The following is a 14,864-nucleotide window of genomic DNA, read 5'->3' on the forward strand; positions in this document are numbered from 1 at the left end:
AATCAGGGCACAATAGGTTTTCGCGCCTTCGCTTCCGCGGCGACCCGTCTCACTCGATCGGCAAATTGCGGACCGAATTCCTCGGCCGGAACCTGTAAAGCCATCCGGTTGTAAAACCGGGTTCGTGCGCGATGCTCGCTCGGATCAATGAATTCAAGGTGACCGGTCTCAGTATTTGCTTTTTCGTTCATATGTTGCGCCACCTGGCGAACGGCTTCGCCTCCGAAAGCTTGTCGGGTTTGGGTATCGGATTGCAAATCCTGCCAGATTTTCAGATCCGCGTGCCCTTCGTAAGTTGCACCGTCGTAATTTCGCAGAAGAGTGGCCACATCGTGAATGGCTTTTCCTCGTTCTTCCGATGGTAAATTCTCGATATGCTTGACGACATCCTCTGCGAGTTCGCGATCTTTCTCATTGGTATATTCGATGAAATCATAACCGCTAGCTTTGCCGCCTCGCTGCTGCCAGTCCTTCTTCATCTTCAGGAGCTCAATGGTGTGGTAATACTCCTCCTCGTGAGCCTGTTCCACGTAGGCAAGCGCGGCATCGAGATCTCCTCCCGACCGGCGTAGCGCCTTCTTGAATAAGACGTCGTTAGGTAGGTTCGGAGTAATATTACCGTCTGAATCTATATCTACGGCAAACCGGCCGTTCGCATGCTCAGTCGGAGTGATTCCTAAGTTACTATAGCGCGCGTCCATATCCGCTCGCTTATTGCCAATGAAAAACTCAAGGTTGAACCGATCCTTGGAGGACATCGGCTTGAATGGCGGGAGCCCACCGCTTCCGGCGCCCATGGATTTAGTAGCGTCATTCGATGTGCCCTCGCCTCCGCCATTGGCGGAGGCGGATCCTGGTTTAGAAGCATCCCCGCCCGCGGAACCCGCCAGCCGCGTTTCCGCCTGCGGGACGGTCTGCAGTTTCCCCGCGGCATCGCGGATGGCCACGTTGGGGTTGGGCGTGTCGGGGAGCGGTCCGACTACCAGCGTGCCGGTCCGGCCGTCTTGTGTTTCGATGGGCAGGCCGCGATGGGCGTCGGTGACTTCGCCCCACCGGGCGGGATTCGGCGGTGGGGTGTTGGGATTGGCGGGCGTGTTAGGTGCGGGGGCGCCGCCGTCCGGTGAAGGGGCATCCCCGCCCGCGGAACCCGCCAGCCGCGTTTCCGCCTGCGGGACGGTCTGCAGTTTCCCCTGGGCGTCGCGGATGGCGACGTTGGGGTTGGGGGTGTTGGGGAGCGGTCCCGCTTCCAGGGTGCCGGTCCGGCCGTCTTGTGTTTCGACGGGCAGGCCGCGGTGGGCGTCGGTCACTCCGCCCCACGGGCCGGGATTCGCCGGCGTGTTAGAAGTCGCCGGCGTGTTAGGATTGGCGGGCGTGTTAGGTGCGGGGGCGGCGCCGTCCGGTGAAGGGGCATCGCCGCCCGCGGAACCCGCCAGCCGCGTTTCCGCCTGCGGGACGGTCTGCAGTTTCCCCGCGGCGTCGCGGATGGCCACGTTGGGATTGGGCGTGTCGGGGAGCGGCCCCGCTTCGAGCGTGCCGGTCCGGCCGTCTCGCGTTTCGACGGGCAAGCCGCGGTGGGCGTCGGTCACTTCGCCCCAGGGGGCGGGATTCGCTGGTGGGGTGTTGGCAGAAGGCGCTGGAGATACCGCGCCGCCTTGGGGAGAGGTTGTTTCCGCCGCCGGACGATTGGCCGCCGGCCACATCCGACGCAGGGCGATCTGGAATCGTGAGGGATCTTTGCGGAGTTGCCGTCCACCCTCTTGCATCATCTGCGCCAGGTTGGGCGCCAGACCATTCAGATCCTTGAGTTCCGAGGCGCTCAAAACCTGTTCGATCGGCACACCCGCCGCTGTCGCGCGCGTATATTTTTCAAAAAGCGCCGCGGCCCTGGCGTTGTCGCCTCCTTGGCCTTCCCCCGAGAGGGCCGCCCCCAGCACCGCCGAGGTCAGGATCGATTGCACCGTCGGGTTCTGAAAATCATCATGGCTGATGCCCGCGACATCGGCCGCCGTGTGGAGCAGCCCATCGAACGCCGGCCGCACCACCGTTTCGAAGCCCGCGCCGGCCGCCGCTCCCCATCCCAGCCGCGTGCCGACCAGCTTGGCCGCGGCCACCCGCCCCTGCTGCGCGGCGGCGGCGGCATCCGCCCCATTCAGCACGGCCCGACCGGCCACGTCCGCGGCTTCCTGGCCGCCGAGTTTCGCCAGGCCGCCGACGGAAGAGACCACCTGCCTGGCGCCGCCGGCCAGCGAGCCGATCTGGGCGGCCACTGGCTCGAGTTGCTCCGCGGCGGCCATCGACTTCACGGTATCGCTGTAATTGGCCAGCTTGGCTTGCAGCGCCTTGAGCGCTTTATCGGCCGTGTATTGCCCGGCGAGGAAAGTGATGCCGTGCACGAGGGCCGGAAGCGCGATCGCGCCCCAGCCGCCCGTTTCGGAGGTAATCGCGCCTCCGATCCCGGCCAGCCACGCATCGGAGATGCCGCCCACCGCGCTGGAAAGCGCCGCGCCCGCTTCCATCGAAAGTCCCGATTTGATGCCCGAGGCGAGGAAGGCCTTGAGCTTCGGGTTACTGCCCGCCGCGGTGACGAGATCACGATACTGCGCGTCGGCCTGCTGGGCGAAGGGGATGAGTTTCTGCGCTTGATCCGGCGGGAGGAGACCATCCTGGAGCGCCTGCTGGATTCCCTGGGCGCGCGCCCCATCTTTCCATTGCAGCATGCCGTCGTCGGAAATCGCATACGGCTTCCTGCCCTGTCGCGCCGCCTGGATCGCCTCACCGGGCGCCGGTGGCGAAGATGGAGGCGCAGACGCAGCGGATGGCGTGGACCCATTCGGCGGCGTAACTGCGGGGTCAGTTCCTGGGCCGTTAGGGATGGAGTGATTAGTGGGAGAGTTATTAGTTATCGAGCCGTTCGTCAGCGCGCCGGGGATCCCCTGCCCGGCCCGAAGGTTATCCAGCGCGGTCGAAGAAGAGTGATCCAGCCCGGGAATGGTTGGTGTCGGGTGCGGTTGCGGCCTGGTGGGAGACGGTGTGGGCTGCGGCGATGTGAGAGTCGGCGCCGGCGTCGCTGGCGGTGGCTGTAACTGCGGAGCGGTCGGTGGCGGCGTCGGCTGTGGCTGCGTGGGGGCCGGCTGTGGCGGTGCGGAAGCCGCTGTGAGTGGTGGCTGCGATGGTCCGGGGTTGGGCTGCGGCTGCGCGGCGTTCGGCTGCGCCGGCACGCCGGTCGCCGGTCCTTGCGCGTCCGTCGACTGCGGCTGCGAAGCTGCCCCTTGGTCTGGCGAAGCGACGGTCGGCGGCTCCGGGGTGGGCGGCCGCGAAGCTGACTGCAGCGCGCCGTACGAGCCGCGCAAGTCATCCAAGGTATCGGCATGATCGCTGACGATCGACGCCGCGCGGTTGCCGAGGTCCGCGAGGTCATTGCGCAGAAGCTGGGACTGCGGCGTGAGCCGCGTGGGCCCAAACGGTGAAAACTGATTGGCGCTGGGATCGGCCAGCGCCGCATTGATCCGCGCCTGGATCGCGCTGTGCAACGCCGCCGGATCGGCCAGCGCCTCATCCGGCACGCTGAACCCGAGATAGCCCAGCTTCTGCCGCGTCTCGAGCATCGACTGCCCGGCCACCTGCCGCGCCGCCTGGTAATCCTGCTGCGCCTTGGCCACCGGATCCGCCGGGACCGGCGAAGCATCCGGACCGGAGCCCGACGGCGTGGCGATGGCCGTCAGCGCCGCGCCCGGAGCGGCCGAGGATGGAGTTACTTTCGATGGAGAGACGTACGGCGAAGTGACATAGGGCGAGGCCCCAAACGACGGCGGACCCGGCGGCGCATCCGGAACGTCCGAGGCATCCGGCGCGAATGCATCCGGCGTGTTGGAAAACGAGTTATCGGTCCACGGCACCGGCGTATAATAAGTGAGCCCGCGCTGCGCGAGGTCAGACGCCTTGATCGTGGCCTCATCGAGCGTCGTGGGGCTGCTCGACGACGTCGTCGTCGGAGCTGCGTCCAAGGCCTCGGGATCGGAATCAAAAAAGGGATCGCCCATCCCCCGCGGCCGTTGCGCCCCTTCCCGCGAGGGTCAAGCGCGAAAGTATCGGGTTAGGGTATTTCAAATAACACTGTCGCCACGGCTGATTTAAACGCCGAGGCGAATGCGGAATTCGGATTGCGGAGTGCGGAATGCGGAGTGCGGAATGCGGAGTGCGGAATGCGGAATTCGGAATTCGGAATTCGGAATTCGGAACGCGGAATGCGGAAGCGGAAGCGAACATCCAATATTTCCCCATTCTCCATTCCCCATTCTCCATTCCCCCCATTCCCCATTCCCCATTCCCCATTCCCCATTCCCCATTCCCCATTCGTCATTCGTCATTCGTCATTCGTCATTCGTCATTCCCCCATTCTCCCATTCTCCCATTCCCCATTCCGCATTCCGCACTCCGCACTCCGCACTCCGCACTCCGCACTCCGCACTCCGCACTCCGCACTCCGCACTCCGCACTCCGCACTCCGCATTCCTTGACCCCCGCCCCTCCCCGCCCGTAAATGAACCCGTGAGCACCAGCCCCCTCCCCATCGCGTTTTCCGTCTGTCTTTTCACCCTGACCCTGGCGCTGCCGGCGCCGGCAGCGGATGCCCCCCGCCCCAAACCCAACACCCGCGATCCGCACACCCCGGGCTACGTCACCGCCCGGGAATTGCCCGACGGCACCGTCCCCCCGGTGAATGCCGACGGCAACTTCATCATCGGCCCCACCCACCCGAAAGCGCCCGAAATGACCGCGCCCGCAGGCAGGCCGCAGGGCAAGGTCTTCACCCTCACCATGAAGTCCGAGGACAGCAAGATTTACCCCGGCATCGCCCGGGAGCCGCATACCTTCGGCACGCCCGACCCCAGCAATCCCAACAAGCTCGACGTCACGACCAGCCACCCCGCCCCCTACACGCGCCGCGTCGGCGTCTATGTGCCCAGCCAATACGTCCCCGGCACCGCCGCGCCCTTCATCGTCGGCGCCGACGGCATCGACAAGTCGCTCTTCACCGCCCTGGACAACCTGATCGCCGCGCATCGCGTGCCGGCGATGATCGCCATCTCCATCGGCAACGGGAGCGGCCAACGCCCAGGGCAGCGAGCGCGGCCCTGGAGTACGACACCATGTCCGGCCTCTACGCGGAATTCGTCGGAGAAAGGAAGTCTTGCCGCTCGTCGAGAAGGAATGCGGGGTCAAGCTCACCAAAAGATCCCGATGGCCGGGCGACGATGGGCTGCAGTTCCGGCGCATCCTGTGCGCTGATCATGGCCTGGTATCACCCCGAGCTCTATCATCGCGTCCTCAGCTTTTCCGGCACGTTCGTCAACCAGCAGTGGCCCTACAATCCCGCCACCCCGCGTGGTTGCTGGGAAATGCATCAGCACCTCATCCCCGAGAGCCCGGCCAAGCCGTTGCGCATCTGGATGGAAGTCGGCGATCGCGATCTGCTCAACCCCAACGTCATGCGCGACGACGCCCACGACTGGGTCCTGGCCAACGAGCACACCGCCCAGGCGCTGGCCGCCAAGGGCTATCACTACCAATTCTCCTTCGTCGAGAACGCCGGCCACTGCGACGGGAGCATGAAACAGCAACTGCTGCCCGAAGCCTTGGAATACGTCTGGCAAGGCTACCCGGCCACCGGCGCGAAGGGCAAATAGCGGCCACGGTACTGGATCAAGGCCCTCAAGCTCAGAGACTGCGGAGCAGTTCGCTGCACCGCTTAGGCGTTGCGGTGATCGCGAAGATAGTCGGCATACTCATCTTGGATGACGGCTTGGTTGACGTAGCGGTCTCGTGCCGCGGAGTACGAACTCTCCGCGAATGCCAGGGCGTCCTCGAGAGTGGAGAATGAATGCCGCATGGGATCGTCGTCGGGAGAAATGCGTTCAAAGGAATAGACGTCGAGGTAGTCTGGAGAACCGTCGTCAAATACTTCGTGAAGCGTTAGCGTGAATTGGTCATCCGTCGCGCGAAGTTCAAGCCACCGTAAAACGCCTGCATCGTTGATCGTCGTAGGGCGGATGAGCTGCTCGACATAGCGGCCTCGCTGAAGAGCAGACTGGATATTGGATTCAGTAAGATGACGCATGGAGCAGAGTTCCGCGAGTCTTCGTTCACAGAACAGGGATAGCGGCGCCTAACGCACGCCAGCTCAGACACGGGCCTGCAAGCGCGTCGAACGCAGGAGGGAGTTCCCAGCCCGTTCGCTGTCCTTCGATAGACTCGGGACCTTTCCCTCGGCAGGCTCGGGACCTTGAGCTTGTCGAAACGGGAGCTTGTCGAAACGGGAGCCTGTCGAAACGGCAGCGCATTGTTAGGCGTTGCGGGTGTTGGGAATTGCTGGCAAACCATAATACTGGCGACTGGACGCGCCAAATGTGTAAGCCCGAAAGAGCAGAAGGAGAAGAGCAACGCCACAAGCGGCAAAAATGATAGCGGGAAGTGCCGCCCGCGGCGCATGGAAAAGACCGCTACGGTAAGCGGCAATATCGAACCAGAGGGATTGGAGTGACCGGATGAGGACCAAACCGAGCGTAATGATGCCAAGTGTGTAAGTCCGTGATGAGCGGGCGTAGAGCAGCGAAGCGAAGAAAGCGGCAGTCCCAGCGAAAGTAACGATGACGCCAAGAACATCGAAGTGCCCCGAGACGTTCAGCATAATATTGACGGCGGCGACGGCGACGAAGACGAATAGAGCCCACTTGTGCGAAGCGGGTCGTTTGGTAACAACGTTGTCTGATGTGTTCATTGTGGTGTGCGCGTAGCGACGCCTAACATGGTATTAGACCGACTGGGAGGGGAGGAAATCATCGGCATATCTTCTCGGGTTCGCTGGCTCCAGGTGAAAGTAGACACCATTCATTTCTCTTGAGCCAAGAGAAAAAAGGGGGCGGCGAGGCTGGTCGATGGCCAGGCACGGTCGGAGTATGACGGCTTTCCCGCGTTTGAAAGTCAGGTGCCGACTGATTCCGCTTTTTTGGGAACGTGCTTCCGGGGCGGAAACTCCGTTTCCAGTTCGACATCATGGGATGCAGGAAGCCTCAGACGGAAACAGAGTTTCAAGCCGAAGACCGTTCCCAAAGCGCTTCGCTAACTTTGGGAACGAGGTCAAAAAGAGATCACAGGTGTTGCGGCTTTCCTGAATTTCGCTGTGAGCGACGATAACCTTCGGGTGGAACGAATCCAAAACGAAAAACCTTGCGGACAATCCATGACACTCCCGGAGAAAGAACGCATTCGGATGTCCGCTCCGCCACAGACTCGTCGTCCTCTCTGCCCACAACCAAGGCTGGATATGTCACTGCGAATGATGGTAGGGCAGAATCCTGAAGAGTGACGGTGACCTCTGCATCAGGGGAACGCCCGAGCTGAATTGTGAAGCCCGAGTCATCCATCGCCAGCACAGCGATGTGCGATGAACTGGGAACCGACTCCCGAATCTCCGAAAGCAATCTCTCAAGAATCGTTTGCACGGTGCGCGTGAGATAGGCCTAACGACCCCAATCCCACCGTGGCGAGAGACGGGCCTGTGAGCGCATCGAACGCAGGAGCGAGTTCCCGGCCCGTTCGCTGGGGCGCTTTGTTAGGCCAGATTTTCTGATTCTTCATCTTTTTCGGCCCTCCGGTGCTCTTCCATCCAAGGCAATGCCTGCGATATCGCAAATACCAACGCCTCATCGGGAGCATCACAGCGACTGCGTGCTAACTGGAAGAACTTCTGAACCTCGGTCATCATGAGATGCTCAGCAGCATGGATGAAGGACTCGTCTGCAGCAAATACGAAGAACTCGACTGCCGTTTTCCGAAAAATCGCAGCCAATGCCACGTCATCGACATGACAGAATGTGACGAAGTCCTCATGCTCGATCTCTCCGCGGGCAATCGCATCGTCACGCACTTCGAGACAACTGGAAGCAATACCGCGAATCAGAGAGTCAGCGTGGGATAGACTTAACTCTGGCCGAGCCCGCATCAACCGCATCCTGAGTTCGAGGTCAATATCTGCCATAACGCGTGTCAGTCGCCTAACATGGTATTAGACCGACTGGGAGGGGAGGCAATCATCGGCATATCTTCTCGGCTCGCTGGCTACAGGTGAAAGTAGACACCATTCATTTCTCTTGAGCCAAGAGAAAAAGGGGGCCTGCGAGGCTTGTCGATGGCCAGGCACGGTCGGAGTATGACGGCTTTCCCGCGTTTGAAAGTCAGATGCCGACTGATTCCGCTTTTCCCTCTCGTTCCCAAACTCGAGCGGAGCGAGTGGTCAGACGCAGTCATTTGATCGGGGTGATCGGGGGTGATCGGGGTCAACTCTTGAAAGTTAGATAGCGCACGTCGAAGCGCGCTTTGGCAAAACGCCGTGAAGGGAGGACCACGCTATCCGTTGGCATCAAGGCATTACGCGCCCTACCACCTTGCTCGAAGCGTCGGTTTGCATGCGCGTCCCTAGGAAGAAGAGATTCGATGTTCGCTTTGGAAACGCCCCGGACTCATAGTCCTTGAAAATCTGGCTCGCTATGGCGCGGTCGAGTGCAAGTAAGTTCTTGTATGTCGAGCACGCGTAACGAAGCACGTCCAAACGGCGAGAGAATCTGAAGCGCATGATGTCGCGCGCATTCGGGTTGCTGGGCAGACGGCAACGAACCTCAAATCCGTCGGAATACTGGTTACACGCGAATGTCAGCATCGTATCAACGCATGTATAGTGAACGAAACAGTCGCGGTAATTCTTCATACGCGAGACCCAGCGATCTTGGGCAGTGCGCAAGATTCCGATGCAGCCGTCGCGTTCATGGCGCTTGCAAAGTTTAGTGAACGATGGCGGAGTCTGCTCCTTGAAGGCAGTACCAACGAGGCGAGCTAGAACGTCAAGCGCAGCACCTAGTGCATTTAGAAAAGCCTCAAAATCCCAGTAAACCATGAGGGTCTCCAAGCTACTGGTCGACATACCGACGCAATTCGGGTCGGACTTTGATAACTCTACTGAGAAATGCTCATGCGCTTTCTGATAACGCTGATATATAGACCTCAACCGATGCTCTATGTGCCCAAAATGGTGTCTATAAACACGTGGATATTCTCTGGCGAACCAGCAAAACTCAGCCATGGATTCATCCGCATCGAGTTGAAAGCGAATTTGGTCCAATACTCGAACTACTTGTGGCGACTCTCTTGAGAACCTAGGCGCCGGCCGGAGGGGTAATAGCACGTGTGACGACACGGAATCGTTCATGGCAATACGCGAGGAACGCCTAACATGGTATTAGACCGACTGGGAGGGGAGGAAATCAGCGGCATATCTTCTCGGGTTCGCTGGCCAGAGGTGAAAGTAGACACCATTCATTCCTCTCGAGCCAAGAGAAAAAGGGGCCTGCGAGGCTGGTCGATGGCCAGGCACGGTCGGAGTATGACAACTTTCCCGCGTTTGCCCTCGTGCCCAAACTCCGTTTGGGCACGCATCCAGGAGCGAACTCGAGCGGAGCGAGAGGGCCGACCGCAGGTTGCCCGCAGGGCCGAGGAGGCGGAGGGGAATAATGGAAGGCCGGTAACGGGCGAGCAGCGATGGCGGTCGCTGGCAACTCCGTTTCGCATGGAGGGTGTGTCTGCAGGCGGTATTCCCAAAAAGCCCACCCGCAGCCCCCCGCCACACACAATGGAGTTGTGCCCGCAAGCGCGCGCCCAAATGAGTTCGGGCACGAGAGAACATCGTTGCCCTTACGGGGCTTCGATCTTCGCTCACGAAGAGGAGATCCGTCGTCGCCGTCGGGAAAAAACCGCCGCAAACAAGCCGCCCCTTCGGGTTCCCATTCGCTCCTCTCGAGAGTAATTCCTAGTTAGCTTCTGAGGAGGCGATGGTTGCAGCGGTTTTCTGGGGCAAAGTAAATGCAAGCACACCGATGATAAAGCTGAACAGAGCGAGCGAACAAATTGCTGAAGGAATGCGCAGAGCGTAGCGAAACGTCTCGGAGGGCGATACAGCAACAGCAAGGCTGGAGAACGACTCGAATGTATTGGCGATGCTCAAAACGCAATAGAGCAAAGCGGTGGTGGGCCCAGCGCAAAGGAAAGCAAGATCACGACCGAGGTTCGTTGGCCGCGACCGAAGGCAACCTCGAATGCGAGAAATGAGAAGCCCGAGCGAGCAGGTAAGAATAAAAACCGCGGGGATGAAGCCAACGGGCCGATTCTCAAAAAGAATCCAGAAAATATTCGGTGCATGCTCTTCCATCGTGTTGTGTGTTCGTCGCCCCAAACTCAGCAAGGCGGAGGCTGGCGCGACTGCTGCGCGGTGGGGGTAAGGCGGAGGTGGAAATTAGACCGACCGGGAGGGGAGGAAATCATCGGCATATCTTCTCGAGCTCGCTGGCTCCAGGTGAAAGTAGACACCATTCATTTCTCTTGAGCCAAGAGAAAAAGGGGGCCCGCGAGGCTGGTCGATGGCCAGGCACGGCCGGAGTATGACGGCTTTCCCGCGTTTGAGAGTTAGACGCCGACTGAATCCGCTTTTCCATGGCCGGCGACCGAAGAACGCGCGCCCGGCGGTTGGGCAATAGAGCCATATTGACGGCCCGTCAAAAGACGTCGACTGCCCCCGCCTCAACCGGTCGATTTATTCCGGGGGCGGAAAATCCTTCCGCAGTTCACGCAATCAACTGGGCGCACCATTCGTTATCTCTACTACGAGCATTATGAATACGCACCCTCTCGCGGCTGCCCAGCCCACCCATCCTCCGCCAGCACGATTTTCGCGCTTTCTGCATCGCGGATATCGTGAATATGCGCCGCTTCTGCTGCGCCTCGTGATGGGCTACGGGTTCATGGAACACGGCTGGGCGAAGCTCGCGCACGGTCCGGCCAACTTCGAAAGATTGCTCGGGCAAATCGGTGCGCCCCTGCCGCATCTGACTTCCTGGGTGGTGCCGGCGGTGGAACTGCTGGGCGGGGCGGCCATCCTCCTGGGTGCTTATGTCAGCGTGGCCGCGATTCCTCTGATTGCGGTGATGCTGGTCGCCACATTTACTGTCCACCTCAGATATGGTTTTAGTTCGATCAAAACCATCGGACTGACGCCGGCCGGCCCGGTTTTCGGACCACCGGGATTCGAGGTGGCGTTGCTCTATATCGCCGGACTCGTAGCGCTCATTCTTGGAGGGGCTGGGGCTTTTTCCGTGGCGTCGTTGACCCACCGTTTCAGGAAGACGCCGCAGCCGCCGGAGGGGTGAGGAGGCGTGCGGTCTGGCCCGGACGGGCGGAAGAGCGGCTGGGTGTCTTGAAACTCTGTCTCCTGATAGAGAGGGAAAGAAATGAGACAGAGTTTCAGGAACCGGAAATAGGGCAGTCGACAAATTCTTCGATCCCTCGTGCCCAAGCTCCCTCGACCAAGCTCCGGCTTGGACACGCCCGTGTCCCGGAAGCTCCCGCTTCCCTTCCCGCCCGCGCCCCCCGACTGAGGTGGATGGCGATCTCCGAGCGCAATGGCAAATATTAACACGCCGGAGGCGTCCATCTGATGCGTCGCCGTCCACGCCCCGGAAGGATTGTAACTATAAGTCAGATCAAATGCCGGCGCCAGTGACCACCCGCCCTCGCGGTCCAACCCAAAACGTCGCACATGGCGTTTTATCTCATTTTCACAATAACGCGTCACAAATGACGTTTTATACCAATTATTTGGAACAACACGCCATCCATGGCGTCCAATTCAGCCAGGCCGAGCCCGGCGGCAATTTCTTTTGCATCCTCACCCTCGACGCCCCTAACCGCGCTTGCGTCTTGGAGTGCTGCTCTTCACTCAGCACCAAGAGAGCTGATCTCCTCGCCCGGGAACCCGTTCCCGCATCGCGCTTGCGTTTTGGAGTGCTGCTCGCCCGTCCGCCGACCTGCCACTATTCCCCTCCGCCGCCTAGGCACAGCTGCGCCGCTTTCGGAATGTCTGCGGGCAGGCCCCACCATCCCACCATTTTGCCCCCGTGCCCAAACTCTATGGGCACGAGGGCAGAATGACGAAGTCATTGCGGCGAGGTGGCGTCAGGGCCACTCGCTGAAGCATTCAACCTAAAAAAGGGAATGGTTAGCCGCAAAGAGGCGCAAAAGGCGCAAAAAGAACGATTTCCATCCATCGTCCTTCTCACCGCTTTGATGATGAGGTCGTGGCGTCCTTTCGCGTCACAATCCATTTGTCTTGTGCTTTTTGTGCCTTTTTGCGGCCATTCCCATCTTCCTATTTAGGTAGAGTGGACGCAACCGCATCTTGATAGTTCACGCCGTCAAAGTTTTGCGCTGCGGTGGAGAGTCAAGTTCCTCCGTGAACAGTAATTCCCCGTCTGCGGCGTAGAAGAACAGTTGGACATCGCTCATCCCGCGCCGTTCTCGGCGGACGAAGTGAAGCGCCTCTCGGATAGTCGGAAATTGCGCCGCTTTGGATCGACGGTTTTTCTGAACACGACACGCCCCGTTATCCATTTGCCAGATACAGAATGTCTGCCGTTTAGCCATCACTAGAGGAATCGAATCGCCGGCGCCGTTGGATGGATTTTCTTACGTAGACTTGCGTCATCACCGGGCAGCTCGTGGACCGTGCTCGCATTCGCTATTCCGAACGTCCGGTCCGCTTTCGTCGCGTCACACGAGGGGGCAGAGCGGTCGAATCGCTTCGGCCGAATCCGCGACCATCCCCCACGCCCCCGGTTCGAGTAGAACGCACTCTCCCCGCATCGCGTTGCGCGGAACAAAATCGCCCCGTGATTCGGCAGCGAGCAAACCGCAACCGCAGGCCGCGGCGATTTCCGAATGTGAGAACCAATTTGGGGATTTGGATAACATCAATTCTTCTTCTCTTGCTCGAGTGCATGGCCTCTGCGGGAGAGTACTCGATCGAAGTCGACCTCGAAGAGCAGCGTGCTTATTTGCTCTTCCACCATCGCATGGTCATGGAGAGTCCCATCTGCAGTGGGCGAACGCAATATCCCACCCCCACGGGGACTTTTCAGGTCCTCGAAAAGGATGCGCTCCATCGCTCTTCCTTCTATGGCAAGATGGTCGATGCCGCGGGCCGGACGGTGCTCGCCGATGCCGATGCGGACATGCCGGTTCCGCCCGGTATGCGATTCGTGAACGCCCCGATGCCGTATTTTATGCGGTTCACCAACGGAGTCGGTCTCCACGAAGGCTACCTCCCCGGTTATCCCGCGTCCCACGGCTGCGTGCGAATGCCGAAAGAGCAGGCCATTGCGTTCTACAACGCCGTCGAGATCGGCACCCCGGTCACGGTATTCGGACATGCGCCCTCGCGGATTTTGACTTCCCGCCCGCTCACCCAGCCGCGGCTTCTGCCCTTCTTTCGCAACTAACAAGTCGTCCCTGCCTTGTCACGCCGAGCCGCCGGCGACGCGGCGCAGCCATGGGAGCAGGAACCAGCCGGCCTCAGGCGAAGGAGCGCAGGAAATTCGCCTCTTCGCTGTTTCAAGTGGGTGGCGAATGCTTGGCGTTTGCCCGCGGTGAAATTATGGCGGTGAGCGAAGCGCCCCACCCATCTTTGTCATCCTGAGCGAAGCGGGGAAGCGTGGGCGGAGTCGAAGGACCTCTAACTTCCGTGGGTTTCGTCCGGAGCCGTGACGATTCTCCCGGCAGAAAACGTGTTCTGCAAACATACGGATGAAGAAGGATATTGGAGGTTTGCCCCACAGTCCCATAGGCGTCTCGCGGACTCGGCTTTCGACTGCGTGTCCCGCCCGCCTTCGCCCCCGGGACACTCCGCTCAGGATGACACGTTTTTTTCCGGGCGCTTCGCGCTCACTGCGATGATTTCATCGTGAGCATAGGCAGTTCGGCGCCCACTCCAAACAGCGAAGAGGCGGAGTAATCTATTCTTTTCGCGGTAAGACCGCCCACTAGCCCTCGAAAGACGATCAATGGATGAACCCCCGACTGCTTATGAAATATCGAATTGAAACAGCACTTCTCACCATCGTTTCGGTTTGTTCGCTTTCTCTTAGCGGATGGGCCGCCGATGCGAATACATCCGCGGCCGACAATTCGAAGAAAAACGAGCGGGATCGGAGTGGCCAAACCAAGACGCCGGTCGATCAATCCAACCGTCCAGAAGATCTCCAGGTGACGCAGTCGATCCGTAAAGCGGTGGTCAAAGACGGTTCACTCTCCATGACCGCTAAAAACGTCAAGATCATCACCGCGGACGGCAAGGTGACCCTGCGTGGTCCGGTCAATACCGCGGAGGAAAAAAAGAAGATCGAAGCCTATGCCAAAGCATCCGCTGGAACAATGACGGTGGTCAATCAAATCGAAGTCAAAACAAAGTAACCTCCAACTATCTTACCTATGTCCAAATCCGTATTCGGTATCGCTACCACCCAAGGCCAGGCTGAAACCATCGTTCAGCGTCTTCAATCGCAAGGGTTCGCCAATTCCGAAATCTCCGTTCTTTTGCCTGATACCTCGGGAACTGGCGATTTCGGCCATGTGAAATCGACGAAAGCCTCGGAGGGCGTGACGGCAGGTGCCACCACCGGTGGTGTCGCCGGCGGGGCCTTGGGTCTTCTGGCGGGCATTGGTGCGCTGGCCATTCCCGGTCTGGGACCGTTTATCGCTGCCGGTCCCATCATGGCCGCACTGAGCGGAGCGGCCGTCGGAGCCACTGCTGGCGGAATTGTCGGAGGACTCATCGGTCTCGGCATCCCGGAGATCGAAGCCCGGCGCTATGAAAACAAACTGAAAAAGGGTAACTACCTCATCGCCGCGCGCGCTATGGATAGCGATCAGGTCGACCGTGCCGAAAAGATTTTCAAGGAAGCCGGTGCCGAAGATATTAGCACGGT

At 60.1% G+C, this 14,864-nt stretch carries 11 protein-coding genes; 6 read left to right on the forward strand and 5 right to left on the reverse strand.

The annotated features are described in order from the left end of the window. Positions 1–2: 2 nt before the first annotated feature. Entirely contained in the window at positions 3–4,040 is a 4,038-nt protein-coding gene (locus CFE428DRAFT_RS27175) for a hypothetical protein (RefSeq protein WP_006982904.1), read from the reverse strand. Between the two features lie 508 nt (positions 4,041–4,548). On the opposite strand from CFE428DRAFT_RS27175, the gene CFE428DRAFT_RS27180 reads away from it, so the two are divergent. Both CFE428DRAFT_RS27180 and CFE428DRAFT_RS39245 read left to right on the forward strand, forming a co-directional pair. Further along, on the forward strand, positions 4,549–5,289 hold the full coding sequence (locus tag CFE428DRAFT_RS27180; protein ID WP_006982905.1) for an alpha/beta hydrolase: 741 nt from the start codon (positions 4,549–4,551) through the stop codon (positions 5,287–5,289). Then, on the forward strand, positions 5,256–5,687 hold the full coding sequence (locus CFE428DRAFT_RS39245) for an alpha/beta hydrolase (protein ID WP_202797514.1): 432 nt from the start codon (positions 5,256–5,258) through the stop codon (positions 5,685–5,687). Before CFE428DRAFT_RS27180 ends, CFE428DRAFT_RS39245 begins: the two co-directional genes overlap by 34 nt. Positions 5,688–5,749: 62 nt before the next feature. Here the strand turns inward: CFE428DRAFT_RS39245 and CFE428DRAFT_RS34580 are convergent, their stop codons facing one another. The 4 genes from CFE428DRAFT_RS34580 to CFE428DRAFT_RS37850 form a co-directional block, all read right to left on the reverse strand. Beyond that, positions 5,750–6,118 (reverse strand): hypothetical protein, encoded by a 369-nt coding sequence (locus CFE428DRAFT_RS34580; RefSeq protein ID WP_006982907.1) that lies wholly within the window; start codon positions 6,116–6,118, stop codon positions 5,750–5,752. A gap of 225 nt (positions 6,119–6,343) precedes the next feature. Then, positions 6,344–6,778 (reverse strand): hypothetical protein, encoded by a 435-nt coding sequence (locus tag CFE428DRAFT_RS27190; RefSeq protein WP_006982908.1) that lies wholly within the window; start codon positions 6,776–6,778, stop codon positions 6,344–6,346. Positions 6,779–7,612: 834 nt separating this feature from the next. Then, entirely contained in the window at positions 7,613–8,038 is a 426-nt protein-coding gene (locus CFE428DRAFT_RS37845) for a hypothetical protein (RefSeq protein WP_131989876.1), read from the reverse strand. Between the two features lie 1,821 nt (positions 8,039–9,859). Next, complete coding sequence (locus CFE428DRAFT_RS37850) at positions 9,860–10,258, reverse strand: hypothetical protein (protein WP_131989877.1); 399 nt, start codon at positions 10,256–10,258, stop codon at positions 9,860–9,862. A gap of 460 nt (positions 10,259–10,718) precedes the next feature. On the opposite strand from CFE428DRAFT_RS37850, the gene CFE428DRAFT_RS27210 reads away from it, so the two are divergent. The 4 genes from CFE428DRAFT_RS27210 to CFE428DRAFT_RS27230 form a co-directional block, all read left to right on the forward strand. Next, positions 10,719–11,252 (forward strand): DoxX family protein, encoded by a 534-nt coding sequence (locus tag CFE428DRAFT_RS27210; protein ID WP_083805372.1) that lies wholly within the window; start codon positions 10,719–10,721, stop codon positions 11,250–11,252. Between the two features lie 1,626 nt (positions 11,253–12,878). After that, entirely contained in the window at positions 12,879–13,379 is a 501-nt protein-coding gene (locus CFE428DRAFT_RS27220) for a L,D-transpeptidase (protein ID WP_006982913.1), read from the forward strand. A 583-nt stretch (positions 13,380–13,962) separates the two neighbouring features. Beyond that, positions 13,963–14,349 carry a BON domain-containing protein gene (locus CFE428DRAFT_RS27225; protein ID WP_042725911.1) on the forward strand — a complete coding sequence of 129 codons (387 nt, stop codon included), beginning with the start codon at positions 13,963–13,965 and terminating at the stop codon, positions 14,347–14,349. 18 nt (positions 14,350–14,367) lie between these two features. Continuing rightward, a partial coding sequence (locus CFE428DRAFT_RS27230) for a hypothetical protein (RefSeq protein ID WP_042725912.1) occupies positions 14,368–14,864 on the forward strand: 497 nt, incomplete at its 3' end.

This window comes from Chthoniobacter flavus Ellin428, assembly GCF_000173075.1.
Lineage (GTDB): Bacteria > Verrucomicrobiota > Verrucomicrobiia > Chthoniobacterales > Chthoniobacteraceae > Chthoniobacter > Chthoniobacter flavus.